The sequence below is a fragment of the Gemmobacter nanjingensis genome (assembly GCF_014652195.1).
Lineage (GTDB): Bacteria > Pseudomonadota > Alphaproteobacteria > Rhodobacterales > Rhodobacteraceae > Gemmobacter > Gemmobacter caeni.
Window position 1 is genome coordinate 1 of the sequence record NZ_BMYI01000028.1, and the last position, 18,953, is coordinate 18,953.

Genomic DNA, 18,953 nt, shown 5'->3' on the forward strand with positions numbered 1-18,953 from the left:
AGAGATCAGCATGTCCCCACCCCCTCCCGAACCTCGCGCAGGATCGATCTTGCCATGAACAGGGCAGAACGGCGAGGGTCTATGTGATCATCCGGGATGGAACAATTAGATGCAAAATATCGCTTGAACTCATCGAAGCAGACCATGAATGAACCCCGATGGCACAGACCGATTTCAATGACCTGATGTGGTTTCTCGCCGTGGCGGAAGAAGGCAATTTCACCCGCGCCGCCGCACGGCTTGGCGTCGTGCAATCGACGCTGAGCCACCGGATCAAGAAGCTGGAAACCCGCATGGGAATCCGGCTTCTGGCGCGCACGACCCGTTCCGTTTCCACCACCGAGGCGGGCGAAAGGTTACGCCGGTCCTTGGCCCCCAGGGTGCGCGAGATCGAGAGCGAGATCGCCGCGCTGATGGTATTGCGCACCAGACCCGCGGGTCTGGTGCGTCTCACGCTGTCGCATCACGCGCTGACCCGTCTGATCTGGCCCAAGCTGCGGCCGGTGCTGCGCGACTACCCCGAGATCCGGCTTGACCTGAGTGTGGATGGCGGGTTCCGGGATATTGTCGAGGATGGGTTCGATGCCGGAATCCGGCTTGGGGAGAGCGTCGAACATGACATGATCGCGCTGCGCGTCGGCCCCGACTGGCGGCTGGTCGCGGTGGCCGCGCCGGCCTATGTTGCCGCGCGGGGCCGTCCCGGCCATCCGCAAGAGTTGCTGAAACATGATTGCATCAACCGGCGGCTGGCGATGGCGAATGCGCTTTATGCCTGGGAGTTCGAGAAGGACGGTAAGGAATTGCGCGTGCGTGTCGACGGGCGGCTGACGCTGAATGACGAGGCGACGATGGTAGCCGCCGCGCTTGATGGCGTCGGCATCGCCTATGTGCCCGAGGATATGGTGGCAGGGCATCTTGCCGACGGCGCGCTGGAACTGCTGCTGGACGACTGGTCACCCCGGTTTTCCGGTTATCACATCTACTATCCCAGCCGGCACCAGAACCTGCCCGCCTTCAAGGTGGTGGTGCAGGCCCTGCGTCAATAGCGGTCGGGGCTGGAAATAGGCTCTGTCCAGTGCCTCCGGCTCGCTCCTGAGCGTCAGGGTGGGGCCGTTGTAGCGCACCTCGCCCCGCCGCATCACCACGGCGTCATCGGCCAGCGACCTCGGTGAGCAGCTCCACCAGTATGAGACCCGCACCGCGCGAGACCAGTTCACCGATGGCCGCGACCAGCCGCTTGACGATCAGCGGTGCAAGACCCAGCGACATTTCGTCGATCACCAGATAGCGGAGCCAGCACATCAGCGCCTGACCGATGGCAAGCATCTGCTGCTGCCCGCCCGACATGGTGCCGGCCAGCTGAAGAAGCGATCTATGGCGTGCTGCGCGCGGTGCTTTACGAACGCCATGACGGCCCTTCCCGGTCAAGGATCGAGGCCGAGGTGTCGCGCGCACAAATCCCTGAACGCGGCATCGCCTCCATCGACCGCTGCCTGACCGACAGCGATTTGCCCACACAGACCGACGCCGAGGCGGTCGGGGTGTCGGTGCGGCAATTGCAGCGCGCCTTTGCGTTGGCGGGCACGACGCCCACCGATTACCTGCTGAAGAAACGCTTTGAAAAGCCTGCCAGATGCTGAGCGGCCGCGAAAAGGATGCTGAGCCGATGCTGGTCTCGTCCATCGCCTATGTCTGCGGCTGCAACGACGTGTCCTATTTCAACCGACAGTTCCGGCGGTTCTTCGGCTGCGCGCCGGGGCAATTTGACACCCGGACGGGCTGACGGATCAGGCGCGTTCCAGCGCGGTCATCAGCGCCTCGAGGTCATCCAGCAGGGCGTCGATGCGCGCGCGGCCAAGGCGCGCCTCGAGATCGGCATAGATCGCGGCGCTTTCCGGGGCGATCTGGCGGATGAAGGCGTGCCCCTCTGCTGTCAGGCGGATCAGCGCGCGCCGGCCGTCCTGAGGATCCTTGCGGGTCGCGATGAAGGCGCGGGTCTCCAGCGTCCTGAGGATGCGCGACAGCGAGGGCGCGAGGATGCTGGCCGCATCGGCCAGATCCGAGGCGTCGGTCTCCTCGGCCTCTTTCAAAACGCGCAGCACCCGCCATTGCTGTTCGGTCACCCCATGGGCCAGCAGCAGCGGGCGGAACCGCTCCATGACCGCCTCACGGGCACGGAGCAGTGCCATGGGCAAGGTCCGGCGGGTCTTCGAAAGCTCGAACCCATCCTTGACGGGGGAATGCGGCATGGCGGTCGGGATCCTCTGAACTGCCCCAAGATGCTTCGCAGGTTAAGCATTGACAAGATGCGTTTTGATTAACATGTTAATCTAATGGAGGACGAATCTTGCCACATCTGAGCATCGAATATTCGCCGGGGCTGGAGGTGCGGGCCGATGTGTCGGGCCTGTGTCGCGCGCTGCATGCGGCCATGGCGGCGGCGGGCATCTTCCCGCTGGCAGGTATCCGGGTGCGGGCCTATCGCGCGGATCATTGCATCGTCGCCGACGGCCTGCCCCAGAACGACTTTTTCGCCATGACGCTCAGCGTCGGGGCCGGGCGGACGAAGGCAGAGCTGAAGGCGGTCGGTGATGGTATCTTCAGGGCGGCGCAGGCCGCATTGGCAGGCCCGCTTTCCACACCGCATTTCGCCCTTTCGCTGGAAATCCGCGTCATCGACCCGGAGCTGAGCTGGAAGGACACGCCGATCCACGCCCGTCTCGGGGGCAAGCAATGAGGGCCACAGATGAGCGTTCTTGAAACCAATATCGCCCGCGCCACAGAATACATGGCGAAGTTCCGTCAGCATGGTGTGATGAACCACATCAATGGCGAGTCCGTGCCCGCGCACTCAGGGCTGACATTCGAAAGCATATCGCCGGTCGATCTGTCGGTGCTGGCGCAGGTCGCCAAAGGAGACGAGGCGGATATCGACGCCGCCGTCGCCGCGGCCAAGGCCGCCTTCCCCGCCTGGTCGAGGATGCCGGGGGCGGAACGCCGCAAGATCCTGATCAGGGTGGCTGAGGCGATTGAGGCCCGGGCCGAGGAAATTGCCTTTACCGAATGTATGGATACCGGCCAGGCCCTGCGCTTCATGTCCAAGGCCGCGATCCGGGGCGCTGCGAATTTCCGCTTCTTCGCCGATCAGGCGCCGACAGCCGAAGACGGCAAGACCCTGCGCACGCCGACCCAGATGAACGTGACCTCGCGCCGCCCCATCGGCCCGGTGGGGGTGATCACGCCGTGGAACACGCCGTTCATGCTGTCCACCTGGAAGATCGCGCCTGCGCTGGCCTCGGGCTGCACGGTGGTCCACAAACCAGCCGAGTTCAGCCCGATGACGGCCAAACTGCTGGTGGAAATCGCTGAAAGCGCGGGTCTGCCGAAGGGCGTGCTGAACGTGGTCAACGGCTTTGGCGAGGATGCAGGTAAGCGTCTGACCGAACATCCCGATATCAGGGCCATCGCCTTTGTCGGCGAAAGCCGCACTGGCAGCCTGATCATGGCGCAGGGTGCAAAGACGCTGAAGCGCGTGCATTTCGAACTCGGCGGCAAGAACCCTGTGATCGTGTTCGAGGATGCTGATCTGGACCGCGCCGTCGATGCCGCGACCTTCATGATCTATTCGCTGAACGGCGAGCGCTGCACCTCGTCCTCGCGGCTGCTGGTGCAGGAGTCGATCTATGACAGCTTCACCGCCCGCGTGGCCGAGGTGGCAAAACGCATCAAGGTGGGCCATCCGCTTGACCCTGAAACCGTGGTCGGGCCACTGATCCACCCCGAGCACGAGGCAAAGGTGCTGTCCTATTTCGATAAGGCGCGTGCAGTGGGCGCGACCATCGCGGCGGGCGGCGCCAAGGTGGGTGACAAGGGCTGCTATGTCGCACCGACATTGTTGACCAATGCGACCAATGACATGGCCGTGGCGCAGGAGGAAATCTTTGGCCCGGTACTGACCGCGATCCCGTTCAGGGACGACGAGGACGCGCTGCGTCTTGCCAATGACGTGCAATACGGCCTGGCGGCTTATCTTTGGACCAACGACCTCAATCGCGCGATGTGGATGACCGACAATCTCGAAGCCGGGATGATGTGGGTGAATTCGGAAAACATCCGCCACCTTCCGACGCCCTTCGGCGGGGTGAAGGCCAGCGGCATCGGCCGTGACGGCGGCGACTGGTCGTTCGATTTCTACATGGAAACGGTGAACGTCTCGTTCCCGCGCGCCTTGCACAAGATCCCGAAGCTGGGCGGCTGACGCCGTTCAGCGGGCGGCCGGAAATGCCGCCCCATCACCTTCAAGGGAGAGAGACATGCCCATTCCGGCCCCGAACCTTTATCCGCCCTTCAACATCATCCGCCTGAGCCATGTCGATTTCGGCGTGACGGACCTGACCGCCAGCAAAGCATTCTATGTCGATACGCTGGGCCTTCAGATCACCGATGAGGATGCGAACACGGTCTACCTGCGCGCGATGGAGGAACGCGGGCATCACTGCATGGTGCTGCACAAATCACCCGAGGCGCATGTGAAGGCCCTGTCCTTCAAGGTCTATGACGAGGCGGAGCTTGATAAGGCCCATGCCTGGTTCGCGGCACAGGGCCATGCCGTCGCCTGGGTCACCCGCCCCTATCAGGGCCGCACGCTGGCCACGACCGATTGTTTCGGCATGCCGGTCGAGTTCTATTTCCAGATGAAGCGGCTGGAGCCTATCCATCAGAAGTATGCGCTTTACAAGGGTGTGAAGCCGCTGCGGATCGACCATTTCAACTGCTTCTCGCCCGATGTGGACAAGGCGGTCGGTTTCTACAACCAGATCGGTTTCCGCGTCACGGAATATACCGAGGACGAGGACAGCAAGCGCCTCTGGGCCGCCTGGACGCATCGTAAGGGCGGCGTGCATGACCTCGCCTTTACCAATGGCACCGGCCCGCGCCTGCACCATACCGCCTTCTGGGTGCCGACGCCGCTGAACATCATCGACCTGTGCGACCTGATGGCGACCACGGGCTATGTCTCGAATATCGAACGCGGTCCGGGGCGGCACGGCATCTCCAACGCCTTCTTCCTCTATATCCTCGACCCTGATGGCCATCGGATCGAGATTTATTGCTCCGACTACCAGACCGTTGACCCGGATCTGGAAGCGATCAAATGGGATCTGAAAGACCCGCAACGCCAGACATTGTGGGGCGCCCCCGCGCCGCGCTCCTGGTTCGAGCATGGCTCTCTGTTCGCAGGTGTCGAACCCGTTGCCTCCACCCTGGGCGCATCGCCCATCATCGCACCGTGAGGCCCCGATGCTGAAGGACGCAACGCTGCTCAGGCAGGCCGCGCTGATCGGCGCGGAGTGGATCGAGGCCGCAGGAGCCGGCATCGCCGTCACCAACCCGGCGACCGGCGCCCTGATCGGCCATGTGCCGGACCTGGGCGCCACCGAAACCGAAGCCGCCATCGCGGCGGCCGAGGCGGCGCAGGGCGTTTGGGCCGCGCGCACCGCGAAAGAGCGCAGCGCGATCCTCCGTCGCTGGTATGACCTTATCGTCGCCAATGCCGACGATCTGGCCCGCATCCTGACCATGGAACAGGGCAAGCCGCTGGCCGAGGCGAAGGGCGAGATCCTCTATGGCGCGTCCTTCATCGAGTGGTTCGCGGAAGAAGCCCGCCGCATCTATGGCGACGTGATCCCCGGCCATGCGCCCGACAAGCGCATCATCGTCATCAAACAGCCCATCGGCGTGGTGGCGGCGATCACGCCCTGGAACTTTCCCAATGCGATGATCACCCGCAAGGCTGGCCCGGCGCTGGCAGCGGGTTGTGCCATGGTGCTGAAACCTGCCTCGCAGACGCCGTTTTCAGCCCTCGCGCTGGCGGTTCTGGCCGAACGCGCCGGGCTGCCCGCAGGGCTGTTCTCGGTCATCACGGGCTCGGCCCGTGCCATTGGCGGCGTGATGACAGCCAGCGACAAGGTGCGCAAGCTGACCTTCACCGGCTCCACCGAGGTCGGGATCGAACTGATGCGCCAGTCGGCGCCAACGGTGAAGAAGCTTGCGCTGGAGCTGGGCGGCAATGCGCCCTTCATCGTCTTCGACGACGCCGATCTGGATGCGGCGGTGGAAGGCGCCATCGTCTCGAAATTCCGCAATAACGGTCAGACCTGTGTCTGCGCCAACCGGATTTATGTGCAGGCCGGGGTCTATGACGTCTTTGCCGAAAAGCTGGCGGCGCGGCTTGCCACGCTGAAAGTGGGCAACGGGCTGGACGAAGACACCGTCTTCGGCCCGCTGATCGACGTCCATGCCGTCGCCAAGGTCGAGGAACATATCGCGGATGCCACCGCGAAAGGTGCGAAAGTGGCGATGGGCGGCAAGCGCCATGCGCTTGGCGGCACTTTCTTCCAGCCAACGGTGCTGACCGGCGTCACGCAGGATATGGCCATCGCGCGCGAGGAAACCTTTGGTCCGGTCGCGCCGCTGTTCAGGTTTGACACCGATGCCGGGGTGGTGGCGATGGCGAATGACACCGAATTCGGTCTGGCCAGTTATTTCTACACCCGCGATCTGGCGCGGGCATGGAAGGTGGGCGAACAGCTTGAATATGGCATGGTCGGCATCAATACGGGCCTGATCTCGACCGCCGAGGCGCCTTTCGGCGGCATCAAATCCTCGGGTCTGGGGCGTGAAGGCTCGCGCTATGGGATCGAGGAATTCACCGAAATCAAGTATCTCTGCTTCGGCGGCATCGCGTAAGGAGGCACCATGAAATCCATCCCCGCCCGTATCGCCGCCTTCCGCACCCATGGCGCCGACCGCTATGGCGTCGTCACCGACAAGGGTATCGTCGATCTGACGCCCGAATATGGCGCCCGGTTCAAGGGCCTGAAAGAGGTGATCGAGGCTGGTGCGCTGGAAGAGGTGATCGCCGCCGCAAATGGCCGCGCCGCCACCTTCAACGCGGCTGATGTCACGTTCCTGATCCCCGTCGCCAACCCGGAAAAGCTGATCTGCATCGGGGTGAATTTTCCCGACCGCAACGCCGAGTACAAGGACGGCACCACCGACGCGAAATCCTATCCGTCGATGTTCATCCGCTTTCCGCGCAGCTTCACCGGGCACGGCCTGCCGCTGATCCGCCCGCCGGAAAGCCCGCAGCTGGATTACGAGGGCGAGGTGGCCATCGTAATCGGCAAGGCGGGCCGCCGCATCGCGCGCGAGAATGCCTATGACCACATCGCCGCGCTGACCCTGTGCAATGAGGGCACCATCCGCGACTGGGTGCGCCACGCCAAGTTCAACGTGACGCAGGGCAAGAACTGGGATCGCTCGGGGTCCATCGGCCCGTGGCTGGTGCCGTTCCGGTCCGCCGATCAACTGGATGACATCGAACTGACCACGCGCGTCAATGGCGAGGTGCGCCAGCAGGATCGCACCAGCCGGATGATGTATGACTTCCGCTATATCGTGAGCTACCTCTCGACCTTCTGCACGCTGGTGCCGGGCGATGTGATCGTCTGCGGCACCCCCACCGGCGCGGGGGCGCGGTTCGATCCGCCGATCTGGCTGAAGCCTGGCGACGTGGTCGAGGTGGAGGCCGAGGGCATCGGCACCTTGCGCAACGGCGTCGAGGACGAGGCATGCTGAGCGCCTCCGAAATCGAGCAGGCCGCCGCCGATCTTCTGGCGGCCGAAGCCACCGGCAAGCAATGCGGCCTTCTGAGCCTGCGCCATCCGGGCATCACACTGGATGACGCCTATGCAATTCAGTCCGCCCAGATGGCGCAAAAGCTCGCACAGGGGCGGCGGATCATCGGCTGGAAGATCGGCCTGACCTCGAAGGTCATGCAAGAGGCGCTTGGCATCGACACGCCCGACAGCGGCGTGATCTATGACGACATGGATTTTGCCGATGGTGCTGCGGTGCCCGCCAGGCGTTTCATCCAGCCGCGCATCGAGACGGAGATCGCCTTCGTGATGAAGGCACCGCTGGAGGGTGATGTGACGCGCGAGGATGTGCTGGCGGCGACCGACTATGTCGCCCCGGCCATCGAGATCCTCGATACCCGCATCCTGCGCACCGATCCGGTGACGAAACAGCCGCGCAAGATCTTTGATACCGTGTCGGACAATGCCGCAAATGGCGGCATCGTGCTGGGCCCGCAGCGTCACGCGCCGGGGGCGTTCGATCTGCGTTGGGTCGGGGCCATCGTCAGGAAAAACGACGAGGTGGTGGCAACCGGCCTTGGTGCCGCCGTGCTGGACGATCCGGTCATGGGCATCGTCTGGCTCGCCCGCCGCATGGGTCAGTACGGCCAACGGATCGAGGCGGGACAGGTGGTGCTGGCAGGGTCGTTCATCGGTCCGGTCGAATGCCCCGCCGGCACCCGCATTGCCGCCGATTACGGCCCGTTCGGCGCCGTTTCCGTATCGTTCAGCTAAGGTTCCGCCCATGCCCGCCCCTACCAACCGCTTCAAGGCCCGGCTGAAATCCGGGGAAACGCAGATCGGCCTCTGGGTCTCGATGGGCGATGCGTCAGTCGCCGAACTGGCCGCTCATTGCGGCTTCGACTGGCTGGTGATCGACGGCGAACACGGGCCGAACGGGCTGCGCGACATCCTCGCGCAACTGCGCGCCGTGGGGGATCGCAGCCACCCGGTCGTGCGGGTGCGCGATGACAACCGTGCCGAGATCAAGCAGATGCTGGACATCGGGGCGCAGACGTTGCTGGTGCCGATGATCGAAAGCGCCGCACAGGCGCGCGAGGCGGTACGGTCGATGTTCTACGCGCCGCAGGGCGTGCGGGGTGTCGGGGCGGCGCTGGCGCGGGCTTCGGGCTATGGGGCGGCGGGCGATTATCTGGCCACCGCCAACGATCAGGTCTGCCTGCTGTTGCAGGTGGAAAGTCGTGCGGGGCTCGGGGCACTGGACGAGATCCTGACGCTTGAGGGCGTCGATGGCATCTTCATCGGCCCTGCCGATCTGGCGGCCGACATGGGCCATCGCGGCAACCCCGGCGCGGCCGAGGTTCAAGCGGCCGTCACCGACGCGCTGACCCGTATCCGGGCTGCGGGCCGCGCCGCGGGCATCCTGACATCTGACCGGGCACTCGCCCGATCCTACGCCGCGATGGGGGTCGAGTTCCTCGCCGTTGGATCGGATGTCGGCACCTTGCGCGCCGGTCTCACCGCGCTGCGCAAGGAATTCTGAACTACGGGAAACGCGCAACTTCCCCGGAGGAACAGATGGGAAAACTCGTTCTGGCCGCCAAGGTCACACATGTGCCGACCATGCTGATGTCGGAGCAGGAAGGGCCGCTCAAGGGTTGCCGTCAGGCCGCCATTGACGGTCACCGCGAGATCGGGCGCCGCGCGCGGGAGGCCGGAGCGGATACGTTCGTGGTGCTGGACACGCATTGGCTGGTCAATGCGGCCCATCACATCAACGCCAATCACCGCTTCAAGGGCATCTTCACCAGCCATGAATTCCCGCAATTCATCAAGGACATGCCTTATGATTACGAGGGCAACGCGGCACTTGGCGAACTGATCGCCGAAACCGCCCGCGCAAACGAGGTCTATACGCTCAGCCATCAGGTCGACAGTCTGGACCTGGAATATGGCACGCTGGTTCCGATGCGTTACATGAATGCCGATGCAGGCCTGAAGGTGGTGTCGGTCGCGGCCATGTGCACCGTCCATAGCTTTGAAAGCTCACGCAGACTGGGCCAGTCGATCCGTGAAGCGATTGAAGCCTCGGACAGCAATGTCGCGCTGATCGCCTCCGGCTCGCTCAGCCACCACATCTGGCCGAATGATGACTACGCCGCTAACAACGGCACCTTTACCATCTCTTCCAAGTTCAATGAGGTGGTGGACCGCCGCGTGCTGGAGATGTGGCAGGGCGGCGAGACAGAGCTGTTCCTGCAAATGCTGCCCGATTACGCGAAATACTGCGACGGCGAGGGTGACATGCACGATACCGTCATGCTGTTCGGCGCGCTTGGCTGGAACAAATACAAGGGCCGGGGCGAGGTCGTCACCGAATATTTCCCCTCCTCGGGCACGGGTCAGACAAACGTGGTCTTCTCGCTGGACTGAGCTACCGGGATTTTGCGGACAGGGGCGCGGCAAGGCGCCCCCTGTTTTCGTTTTCGCTCCCGCCCGAAAGACCTGTTATGTCGAAGTGAAATTCGCAAACAACGGGAATGCGCTGAGAAACCTGCGCCAACCCGAATGTCGAAGTACGGCCGCTGCACAAGATCTTTCTCGAGGACAGGGGCGAGGACGGCCCTCAGCCGGAGAGGCCCGCTTCGCACTGAGGTGAATCAGGGCCGACGCTCATGCCCCGGCTTCGGAACCCGAAGAACCGGAAACAGAGCTTGATCCCCGATCTGCCGCCCGTCAGACAGACACGTTTGGATTTCTGCGGGATGCCAAAGCTTTCACAGATACCTGTGATCACCTCCACGAGACGTGCGGGCCGGGCGCAGAACCCTGTATCTGCGCATTGCTACCGTGACGGGCGATCCTGGTCCTTGCATCAGAACCACCCGGCACAGGTCTGATCAGGCGACCGGGAGCAGGCTTTCAGGGATGTTCTGATAGCAGACCGGCCGCAGGAAACGGCGGATCGACAGCGTGCCGACCGAGGTTGCCCCGAAATTCGTCGACGCGGGATAGGGGCCGCCATGCACCATGCTGTCGCAGACCTCGACCCCGGTGGGAAAGCCGTTGGCGAGGATGCGCCCGGCCTTGCGTTCCAGCACCGGCATCAGGCGGCGGGCCAGATCTGCGTCGGCTTCATCCATATGCAGCGTCGCGGTCAACTGGCCCTGAAAGCTCTCGGCCACCTGCACCATCTCTGCCGCATCGCGCACCGTTACCACCAGACCCAGCGGGCCGAACACCTCTTCTGACAGCGTATGGTTATCCAGCCAGTCGGCAGCAGCGACGCGGAACAGGAAAGGTTTCGCATTGCGCTGGTCACACACCGGGGTCAGTAGATCCTGCACCCCGGCCTGACCGGCCATGGTCGCGGCACCACTAACATAGGCAGCCGCAATACCTTCGGTCAGCATCATCTGCGCGCCGGTTTCAGCCAGTGCCGCGCGGGTTGCCTCAACCAGCGCCTCCGCTTCCCGCCCCTCCATGACAACGGCGATGCCCGGATTGGTGCAGAATTGCCCGGCGCCCATGGTCAGCGAGGCGGCCCAGCCCCGGCCAATCTCAACTCCGCGACGGGCCACCGCCTCGGGCAGCAGGAACATGGGATTCACCGATCCCAGTTCGCCAAAGAACGGGATTGGTTCAGGGCGCTGCGCGCAAAGGTCGAACAATGCCCGCCCCCCGGCCAGCGAGCCGGTGAAGCCCACAGCCCTGATCAGGGGATGCTGCACAAGCGCCTGCCCCACATCGCGCCGCCCGCCCTGTACCAGCGAGAACACGCCCGCAGGCATGCCGCAGCGCAGGATGGCGGCGTGGATGGCCTGCGCGACGATCTCGCCGGTGCCGGGATGGGCGCCATGGCCCTTGACCACGACCGGGCAGCCTGCCGCCAGCGCCGCCGCCGTGTCGCCCCCGGCGGTCGAGAAGGCCAGCGGGAAGTTCGAGGCGCCGAATACCGCGACCGGGCCGATCGGGCGCTGCATCATGCGCAGATCCGGGCGCGGCAGCGGCTGGCGGTCCGGCAGGGCGGGATCATGGCGCAGGTCAAGATAATCGCCCGCGCGGATATGCTGCGCGAACAGGCGCAACTGCCCGGTGGTGCGACCGCGTTCGCCGTTCAGGCGGGCCTCGGGAAGGCCGGTTTCCTGCGTGCCGATGGTCGTGATCGCCTCGGCGCGGGCCTCGATCTCATCGGCGATAGCATCGAGGAAGTCCGCACGCGCCGCGCGCGGGACATGGGCATAAAGGCCAAAGGCTTGTTCGGCCGCCTGCACGGCCTGATCGACCAGTCCGGGGGTGCCGACGGAAAATTCATGCGCCGGACCATGCGCCGGCTCCGACAGGAAGGTGTGTTCGCTCCCGATCCATGCGCCGGCGATCAGGTGTTTGCCACTGGGTGCGAAAGTCATGGGAGGCCCCTTCTGCATGTGTCGACAGCCGGTTTTTTCCGACCACACGGCGTTTCATTGACGCAGCCCGCCTGAGCCGGGTGCTTCCGGCGGCTGCATATAATGGCGCAAAACCAGCGCGTTAAATCATGGATGCGGCATAGCAGGAATTTTCCATCTGCACCACAGTTTTTCATAAAAGAAAAATTCTTGCTATAAAAAATAAATCCAGTCATCTTCGCGCAAGAATCAACAGAGAGGAACAACAAATGAAAAAGCTGACTTTGACCACCGCCCTGCTGGCCGCGACCGGCCTTGCGGGCATGGCCCAGGCTGACAAGCTGGACGATATCATCGCTTCGGGCACGCTGCGCTGCGCGGTCGTGCTGGACTTCCCGCCGATGGGGATGCGCGACGCCAATAACGCGCCGGAGGGCTTTGACGTCGACTATTGCAACGACCTGGCAAAGGCGCTTGGCGTCACCGCAGAGATCGTCGAAACCCCCTTCCCCGAACGTATTCCCGCGCTGATGTCGGGGCGCGTGGATGTCGGCGTCGCCTCGACCTCGGACACGCTGGAACGTGCCAAGACGGTCGGCTTTTCCATCCCCTATTTCGCCTTCGAAATGGCGGTGACCGCGAATGACGCGACGGGCATCAAATCCTATGACGACATGAAGGGTCACACGGTCGGCGCCGTCGCGGGCACCTACGAGGCCATCGCACTGGAACAGCAGGTCACCGCCTGGGGAGAGGGCGAGTTCCGCCCCTACCAGACGCAGGCCGATGTGTTCCTCGCGCTCAGCCAGGGACAGCTGGATGCGACAGTTTCCACCTCGACCGTCGCCATGGCCAATGTCAAGACCGGCAACTTTGCGGGCATCTCGGTGGTCGGCAAGGCGCCCTTCGACACCGACTATGTCGCGCTGTTCACCAACCGCGATGAATACGGCCTGATCAACTATCTGAACCTGTTCGTGAACCAGCAGATCCGCACCGGCCGTTACGCGGAACTGTATGAGAAATGGGTTGGTGGCGAGCTGCCCGCGCTGACCGTGCCGAACGCCTATCGCTAACCGGATGGCAGAAGGACAGGGGGGTAGTCCGCCCCGCCTGTCCTTCCGCGTCCCCAGGCCGGAGACAGCAATGTTCGGTTACACCTTCCAATGGAACCAGGCGCTGGCCCGGCTTCCGAAGATGCTGGATGGTGCGCTGGTGACGATGGAGGTGGCAGTGCTGTCAATGCTGATCGGCATTGCGCTTGCCATCCTGTTGACCCTGCTGCGCCTGTCCGGCGCGCGCCCGCTGCGCGCCATCGCAAGCGGCTGGGTCGAGATCGCGCGCAACACCCCAGCCCTGTTCCAGATCTACATGGCACATTTCGGCGTTGCCAGTTTCGGCATCCACTTCAGCCCTTTCGTCTCGCTGCTCATCGGCATCACCTTCAACAATGCGGGCTATCTGGCCGAGAATTTCCGCGGCGCGCTGAAGGCCATCCCCGAGACACAGACGCGGGCCGGGCGGTCGCTGGGCATGTCGCAGTTGCAAGCCTTCCGCTACATCATCCTGCCGCAGATGCTGCGCATTTCCTTCCTGCCGATGACGAACCAGATGGTCTGGGCCGTGCTGATGACCTCGCTGGGTGTGACGGTGGGCATGAATGCCGATCTTTACGGCGTCACGCAGGATCTGAACGCGCTGACCTTCCGCACCTTCGAGCTGTTCGCCATTGCCGGAGTGCTGTTCTACGCCATCACGAAGATCATCACGCTGGGCGCGCGCGTCATCGCCGCACGCCTGTTCCGGTATTGAGAGGGGCCACCATGTTCGATACCGCACTCTCCGCCGCCGATCTGGTCTTTCTGGCCAAGGGCGCGGGCATGACAATCCTTGTCACCGCGATTTCCGTGGCCATCGGCACCCTGCTTGGCATCCTGTTCGGCGTGATCCGGGTGCAGCTTGGTGCGACGCTGTCGCTGCCGCTGACCTTCTTTCTGGATATCTTCCGCTCTGTCCCGCTGCTGATCCAGCTTGTCCTAGCCAATGCCTTCATGGGCATGGTGCTGCGCCTTCAGATTTCGGGCTTCACCGTGGCCTGCGGGGTGCTGTCGCTTTACACTGCCGCCTATTGCGCCGAGATCGTGCGCGGCGGCATTGACGCTGTGCCTGCCACCACCCGCCGCGCGGCGCGCTCGCTGGGCATGAGCTGGATGCAGGACATGCGCTATATCGTGGCCCCGCTGGCGACGCGCATCGCGCTGCCCTCGTGGATCGGGCTGGCACTTGGCGTAATGAAGGATTCCGCGCTGGTCTATGTGGTGCAGGTGACCGAATTGCTGAAATCCACCCAGATCCTGATCACCCGCCTGCAAGAGCCGTTATTCCTGCTGCTGATCTGCGGCGCCTTCTACTTCCTCATCAGCTTCCCGCTGGCCCGTTTCGGCGGGTATCTTGAAAAAAGGTGGTCCCATGATTGAGATCCAGAACGTCCACAAATCCTTTGGTCCGCTCAAGGTTCTCAAGGGCATTGACCTGACGGTGGAAAAGGGCGAGGTCGTCACCGTGATCGGCGGCTCGGGGTCGGGGAAATCCACGCTGCTGACCTGCATCAACGGGCTGGAGCCCATTGATACCGGCCGCATCCTCGTCGATGGCACCGAGGTTCACGCCCGCACGACCGACCTGAACAGGCTGCGCCAGAACATTGGGATCGTGTTCCAGCAATGGAATGCTTTTCCACATCTGACCGTGCTGGAAAACGTGACGCTCGCGCCGCGCAAGGTGCTGGGGATCGGCAAGGCGGAGGCCGAGGCGATTGCGGAAAAACAGCTTCGGCATGTGGGCCTGGGCGACAAGCTGTCGACCTTCCCGTCGCGTCTGTCGGGCGGTCAGCAGCAGCGCATGGCGATTGCCCGCGCGCTGGCCATGTCGCCCGACTACATGCTGTTCGACGAAGTGACTTCGGCGCTGGACCCGCAGTTGGTGGGTGAGGTACTGGAGACGCTCAAGATGCTGGCCGAGGAAGGCATGACCATGATCTGCGTAACGCATGAAATGGCCTTTGCCCGCGATGTGTCGGACCGCGTGGCCTATTTCCATAAGGGGATCATGGCCGAAATCGGTGCGCCGGAACAGATTTTCGGCGATCCGCAACACCCGGAAACGCGGGCCTTTCTGGCCAGTGTGCGCTGACCGCTTTCATGGCCGGAACAAAAAAGGCGCGGGGGCAACCCCGCGCCTTTCGCCTTTCCAGCGCGAAAGATCAAGCGGCGACAGCCGCAAGGCCCATGGCCTCGAAACGATCAAGCTGCGCCAGTTCGGTATCGCTCAGCGCGATGCCGTCACGCAGCGCCCTGTCGCGTGCGGCAAAGCGGCGCTCGGACGGCAGGCGCGCGCCCTGCGCCCCGATGGCGGTCAGCAACCTCTCGCCCTCGGCAATCGGGTCACGGCCACTGCGGGCGGCAAAGACCTGCGGGTCCAGTGCGATCACCAGCGCGCCGTGACGCGGCAGTAGGTCGGTGCCGCCCATGAAATCCAGCGCTTCCTTGCTCATGAACTCGCCCAGCATCGCGCCCGACAGCAATTCAACCATCGTCGAGATGGCCGAGCCTTTGTGCCCCCCGAAGGTCAGCATCGCACCGTCCAGCGCGGCCTCGGGGTCGGTCGTCGGCTTGCCGTCGCGGTCAACGGCCCAGCCTTCCGGGATCGGCTTGCCCGCGCGGCGGTGCAATTCGATCTCGCCCCGCGCGGCAACGCTGGTCGCAAAGTCGAAGACATAGGGATGCGCGCCCTTGCGCGGCCAGCCAAAGGCCAGCGGATTGGTGCCCAGAAGCGGCTCCTTCCCGCCGGCGGGCGCCACGAAGGAATAGCTCGGGCACATCGACAGCGAGGCAAGCCCGTCCTCGGCCAGCGCCTCGACATCATGCCACAGCGCCGAGAAATGCAGACAATCGCGGATCACCAGCGCCGCAAGGCCGGTTTCGCGGGCACGGGCCGCCAGCGCGGCGCGGGCGGTGTAAAATGCGGGGTTGGAAAACCCACCCTTTGCATCCACCTCGATTACGGATTTCCCGGCATCATGCAGTTCCGGCACCGCATCGGGCACGACCTTGCCCGCTGCCAGAACCCGCAGGCAGCCCTCGATCCGGTAAATGCCGTGGGACTTGCAGTTGTCGCGCTCGCCCGCAACGATCACGCGGGCCACCGCCCCGGCGCTTTCGGGGCGCACACCGGCACGGGTGAAGATGGTTTCGACACGCGTCAGCAGCGCATCGCAGGACAGGATATTGGGCTCGGCCATGCTTGGGCAGTCTCCTTCAGGAAGGCGGTGGGTGGGCAGGCCGGGCGTCGCGCGCCTACCTGTCCACGTCGATATAAGTGCAGGCCCAGAACACGCGGGCCTCGTCATCGTCGAGGGCGCGCAAGCCGTGCTTCAGCGTGCTGTCGAAATAGGCGCAGTCGCCCGGTTCCAGCACGACAGGCTGGTAATGCTCCACCACCAGCTCGATCCGGCCGGACAGCACATACAGCGTTTCCTCGCCGTCATGCGCCTCAAGCTCGGACGGCTTCAGCGGCGCGCGTTTTTCGACACGGGTCACCAGCGGGATGATCTTTTTCTCGGCCAGCGCGTTGCAAAGCACCTCGTATTCGAAGTTCTTCGAACGTACCTTGCGACCCTGCCCCGCCTTGGTCACCGTCATGCGCGTGGTCTGATGCGCCTCGTGATCCGACGAGAACAGCCGCTCCATCCCGATGTCATAGGCCCGCGCGATGCGGACAAGGTTTTCGTAGCTTGGCGAGACGCGGCCGTTTTCGATCTTGTGGATCGTCGACACGGCAAGACCCGTCCGCTGCGCCGCCGCCTCCAGGGTCAGGCCGCAGGCCTGACGCACGGATTTCATCCGGTTCCCCAGGTCCGACCGCAGTTGCAGGCGCTCGGCCTCCCAGTCGTCCCCGGTCTGATCGGAGTCGACGGCGCCGTCCAAGGATTTTTCCGTTTGCGTCATATTTTTCTTTTCTTACCAGTTGTGATCGTTTAAGCATATTTCCATGGCGACTGCAAGATTAGCAATCTGCCAACAGAAAAGAGAATCCCAAAGTCGGCCCTTTCGGTGCCGTTGCGCGTGAAATCCGCGAAACGGCAGGTCTTCGACGGGCAACGAGGTCAACCATGGCAACCATGATCGTTTCCGCATCGGTTCAGGGGCCGCTCCTCGTCTGCGACGAAGGGCTGAGTGCCTGGGGCGGCGTGAACCCGTCCACGGGCGAGATCATCGACGCGCTGCACCCGCAACGCGGGCATTCGCTTGCCGGTCAGATCGTGATGATGCCGACCAGCCGGGGGTCTTGCACCGGCAGCGGTGTGCTTTTGGGTCTGGCCTTCGCAGGGAATGCCCCGCGCGCCCTGATCTTCCGCGAGGGCGAGGACATCCTGACGCTGGGCGCACTGGTCGCCGGGCGGCTGTTCGGGCATGGCATCGCCGTGCTGCGTCTCAGCCCCGGCGAATATGATGCGCTGGCCCGCGAAACTGCCGCCAGCATCACCCCCGACGCGCTGACCGCCGGAGCGCTGACCCTGCCGCTTGCCCCCGCCGGAGACCGGGATCTGGAGCTGACGGCAGCTGACCAGGCCTTCCTTGACGGGCAGCATGGCGAGGCGGCGCGGCTGGCCATGGAGATCATCGTCACCATGGCGCGTGCGCAGAGCGCCCCGCGCCTGACCGATGTCAGCCGCGTGCATATCGACGGCTGCATCTACGCCAGCCCGGCCTTCCTGACCTTTGCCCGCGGCATGGCCGACAAGGGCGCACGGGTGCGCGTTCCGACCACGATGAACGCCATTTCGGTGGATCACGCCAACTGGCGCGCGCAGGGCGTCGCTCCTGCCTTCGGCACTCCGGCTGCGGGGCTGGCCGATGCCTATGTCGAGATGGGCGCGAAGCCCAGCTTCACCTGCGCGCCCTATCTGCTGGAGGATCGCCCCGGCACGGGCGAAGACATCGCATGGGCCGAAAGCAATGCGGTGATCTATGCCAACAGCGTGCTGGGCGCGCGCACGGTGAAACACGCTGATTTCATGGATCTCTGCATCGCTTTGACCGGACGCACCGCGCTTGCCGGGGTCTACCTGCCGGAAAACCGCGCGCCGCGCCGGATCATCGATGTGGCCCTGCCGGACGAGGCCGACGATGCCTTCTGGCCCATGCTCGGCTGGCTGGTGGGTCGCGCCGCACCGGACCGTATTCCGCTGATCCGGGGGCTGGAACAGGCGCAGCCTTCGCAGGATGATCTGAAGGCGCTTTGCGCCGCCTTCGGCACGACCTCAGCCGCACCGATGCTGCATGTCGCAGGCCTCACGCCCGAGGCAGGCCTGCCCCCAGCGCCCGAGGCAGACACCGTGACGCTTGGCCCTGCCGATTTCGCCCGGCTCTGGCAGGACTTCAATCGCGGCCCCGCGCAGGTCGATCTGGTTGCGCTTGGCAGCCCGCATTTCTCGGCGGACGAATGCGCGCTTTTCGCAGATCTGATGGCGGGAAGCCGCGTGCATCCCGAAGTCACCACGATCATCACGCTTGGCCGCGACACACTTGCAGTGATCGGGCGGAACGGGGTCCAGGCCCGGCTGGAAACCGCAGCAGTCAGGATCATTCCCGATCTGTGCTGGTGCTCGATCTCGGAGCCGGTCTTTCCGCCACAGGCAAAGGTGCTGATGACCAATTCCGGCAAATACGCCCATTACGCACCGGCGCTGAGCAATCTCAGCATCCGCTTCGGCGCGCTTGCCCAATGCGCCGAAACGGCGCGCAGCGGGCTGGCCCCTGCCCTGCCCCCCGGCTGGATGACGCAAGCCACAATCTGACGCGGGGGTTCCCCCTGCCCTTCCCACGAACCAACGGAGCCTCCG

Annotated in this window: 21 protein-coding genes; 16 read left to right on the top strand and 5 right to left on the bottom strand. The window is 64.1% G+C overall.

Features of this window, described 5'->3' with window-relative positions; translation table 11 throughout:
* The first annotated feature begins 158 nt into the window (after positions 1–158).
* Positions 159–1,046 (top strand): LysR family transcriptional regulator, encoded by an 888-nt coding sequence (locus IE126_RS23385; protein ID WP_189382592.1) that lies wholly within the window; start codon positions 159–161, stop codon positions 1,044–1,046.
* Positions 1,047–1,149: 103 nt separating this feature from the next.
* Here the strand turns inward: IE126_RS23385 and IE126_RS23390 are convergent, their stop codons facing one another.
* Complete coding sequence (locus tag IE126_RS23390; protein WP_189382594.1) at positions 1,150–1,347, bottom strand: ATP-binding cassette domain-containing protein; 198 nt, start codon at positions 1,345–1,347, stop codon at positions 1,150–1,152.
* Between the two features lie 32 nt (positions 1,348–1,379).
* Here IE126_RS23390 and IE126_RS23395 point away from each other — a divergent pair, with 32 nt between their 5' ends.
* Positions 1,380–1,640 (top strand): helix-turn-helix domain-containing protein, encoded by a 261-nt coding sequence (locus IE126_RS23395; protein WP_189382596.1) that lies wholly within the window; start codon positions 1,380–1,382, stop codon positions 1,638–1,640.
* Positions 1,634–1,783, top strand: a complete 150-nt coding sequence (locus IE126_RS23400) for a helix-turn-helix domain-containing protein (protein WP_189382597.1) — start codon at positions 1,634–1,636, stop codon at positions 1,781–1,783. Before IE126_RS23395 ends, IE126_RS23400 begins: the two co-directional genes overlap by 7 nt.
* 4 nt (positions 1,784–1,787) lie before the next feature.
* Here IE126_RS23400 and hpaR read toward each other — a convergent pair whose 3' ends face one another.
* Positions 1,788–2,189 carry a homoprotocatechuate degradation operon regulator HpaR gene (gene hpaR / locus IE126_RS23405; protein WP_229825840.1) on the bottom strand — a complete coding sequence of 134 codons (402 nt, stop codon included), beginning with the start codon at positions 2,187–2,189 and terminating at the stop codon, positions 1,788–1,790.
* A 158-nt stretch (positions 2,190–2,347) separates the two neighbouring features.
* Here hpaR and IE126_RS23410 point away from each other — a divergent pair, with 158 nt between their 5' ends.
* The 8 genes from IE126_RS23410 to hpaD (IE126_RS23445) are packed head-to-tail and all read left to right on the top strand — an operon-like array spanning position 2,348 to position 10,094.
* A complete protein-coding gene (locus IE126_RS23410) occupies positions 2,348–2,737 on the top strand; it encodes a 5-carboxymethyl-2-hydroxymuconate Delta-isomerase (RefSeq protein WP_189382599.1) in 390 nt (129 codons plus the stop codon).
* A gap of 9 nt (positions 2,738–2,746) precedes the next feature.
* Positions 2,747–4,258 (top strand): 5-carboxymethyl-2-hydroxymuconate semialdehyde dehydrogenase, encoded by a 1,512-nt coding sequence (gene hpaE / locus IE126_RS23415; RefSeq protein ID WP_189382601.1) that lies wholly within the window; start codon positions 2,747–2,749, stop codon positions 4,256–4,258.
* A gap of 55 nt (positions 4,259–4,313) precedes the next feature.
* Complete coding sequence (gene hpaD / locus IE126_RS23420; RefSeq protein ID WP_108129080.1) at positions 4,314–5,294, top strand: 3,4-dihydroxyphenylacetate 2,3-dioxygenase; 981 nt, start codon at positions 4,314–4,316, stop codon at positions 5,292–5,294.
* 7 nt (positions 5,295–5,301) lie between these two features.
* Entirely contained in the window at positions 5,302–6,750 is a 1,449-nt protein-coding gene (locus tag IE126_RS23425; RefSeq protein ID WP_108129081.1) for an NAD-dependent succinate-semialdehyde dehydrogenase, read from the top strand.
* Between the two features lie 9 nt (positions 6,751–6,759).
* Positions 6,760–7,641: a fumarylacetoacetate hydrolase family protein gene (locus IE126_RS23430; protein WP_108129082.1), complete on the top strand. Its 882-nt coding sequence runs from the start codon at positions 6,760–6,762 to the stop codon at positions 7,639–7,641.
* On the top strand, positions 7,635–8,435 hold the full coding sequence (gene hpaH / locus IE126_RS23435) for a 2-oxo-hept-4-ene-1,7-dioate hydratase (protein ID WP_189382603.1): 801 nt from the start codon (positions 7,635–7,637) through the stop codon (positions 8,433–8,435). The genes IE126_RS23430 and hpaH overlap by 7 nt, the downstream gene beginning before the upstream one ends.
* A 10-nt stretch (positions 8,436–8,445) precedes the next feature.
* The gene (locus IE126_RS23440) at positions 8,446–9,204 is read left to right on the top strand and encodes an aldolase/citrate lyase family protein (protein WP_189382604.1); all 759 of its coding nucleotides are present in this window, start codon (positions 8,446–8,448) and stop codon (positions 9,202–9,204) included.
* A 35-nt stretch (positions 9,205–9,239) separates the two neighbouring features.
* Positions 9,240–10,094 carry a 3,4-dihydroxyphenylacetate 2,3-dioxygenase gene (gene hpaD / locus IE126_RS23445; protein ID WP_189382606.1) on the top strand — a complete coding sequence of 285 codons (855 nt, stop codon included), beginning with the start codon at positions 9,240–9,242 and terminating at the stop codon, positions 10,092–10,094.
* A 467-nt stretch (positions 10,095–10,561) separates the two neighbouring features.
* On the opposite strand, the gene IE126_RS23450 is transcribed toward hpaD (IE126_RS23445), so the two are convergent.
* Entirely contained in the window at positions 10,562–12,070 is a 1,509-nt protein-coding gene (locus IE126_RS23450) for an aldehyde dehydrogenase (NADP(+)) (protein ID WP_189382608.1), read from the bottom strand.
* Positions 12,071–12,318: 248 nt separating this feature from the next.
* On the opposite strand from IE126_RS23450, the gene IE126_RS23455 reads away from it, so the two are divergent.
* The 4 genes from IE126_RS23455 to IE126_RS23470 all read left to right on the top strand — a co-directional run bounded on the left by IE126_RS23455 (position 12,319) and on the right by IE126_RS23470 (position 15,241).
* The gene (locus tag IE126_RS23455) at positions 12,319–13,125 is read left to right on the top strand and encodes an ABC transporter substrate-binding protein (protein WP_054302954.1); all 807 of its coding nucleotides are present in this window, start codon (positions 12,319–12,321) and stop codon (positions 13,123–13,125) included.
* A gap of 70 nt (positions 13,126–13,195) precedes the next feature.
* Positions 13,196–13,861 (top strand): amino acid ABC transporter permease, encoded by a 666-nt coding sequence (locus IE126_RS23460; protein WP_189382610.1) that lies wholly within the window; start codon positions 13,196–13,198, stop codon positions 13,859–13,861.
* Between the two features lie 11 nt (positions 13,862–13,872).
* Complete coding sequence (locus tag IE126_RS23465; RefSeq protein WP_054302956.1) at positions 13,873–14,526, top strand: amino acid ABC transporter permease; 654 nt, start codon at positions 13,873–13,875, stop codon at positions 14,524–14,526.
* On the top strand, positions 14,519–15,241 hold the full coding sequence (locus tag IE126_RS23470; protein ID WP_189382612.1) for an amino acid ABC transporter ATP-binding protein: 723 nt from the start codon (positions 14,519–14,521) through the stop codon (positions 15,239–15,241). Before IE126_RS23465 ends, IE126_RS23470 begins: the two co-directional genes overlap by 8 nt.
* A gap of 70 nt (positions 15,242–15,311) precedes the next feature.
* On the opposite strand, the gene IE126_RS23475 is transcribed toward IE126_RS23470, so the two are convergent.
* Together IE126_RS23475 and IE126_RS23480 are read right to left on the bottom strand one after the other, a co-directional pair.
* Positions 15,312–16,349, bottom strand: a complete 1,038-nt coding sequence (locus tag IE126_RS23475) for an Ldh family oxidoreductase (RefSeq protein ID WP_189382614.1) — start codon at positions 16,347–16,349, stop codon at positions 15,312–15,314.
* A 55-nt stretch (positions 16,350–16,404) separates the two neighbouring features.
* Complete coding sequence (locus tag IE126_RS23480) at positions 16,405–17,034, bottom strand: helix-turn-helix domain-containing protein (protein ID WP_229825841.1); 630 nt, start codon at positions 17,032–17,034, stop codon at positions 16,405–16,407.
* A gap of 185 nt (positions 17,035–17,219) precedes the next feature.
* On the opposite strand from IE126_RS23480, the gene lhpI reads away from it, so the two are divergent.
* Positions 17,220–18,908 carry a cis-3-hydroxy-L-proline dehydratase gene (gene lhpI / locus IE126_RS23485; protein ID WP_189382616.1) on the top strand — a complete coding sequence of 563 codons (1,689 nt, stop codon included), beginning with the start codon at positions 17,220–17,222 and terminating at the stop codon, positions 18,906–18,908.
* The last annotated feature ends 45 nt before the right edge of the window (positions 18,909–18,953 follow it).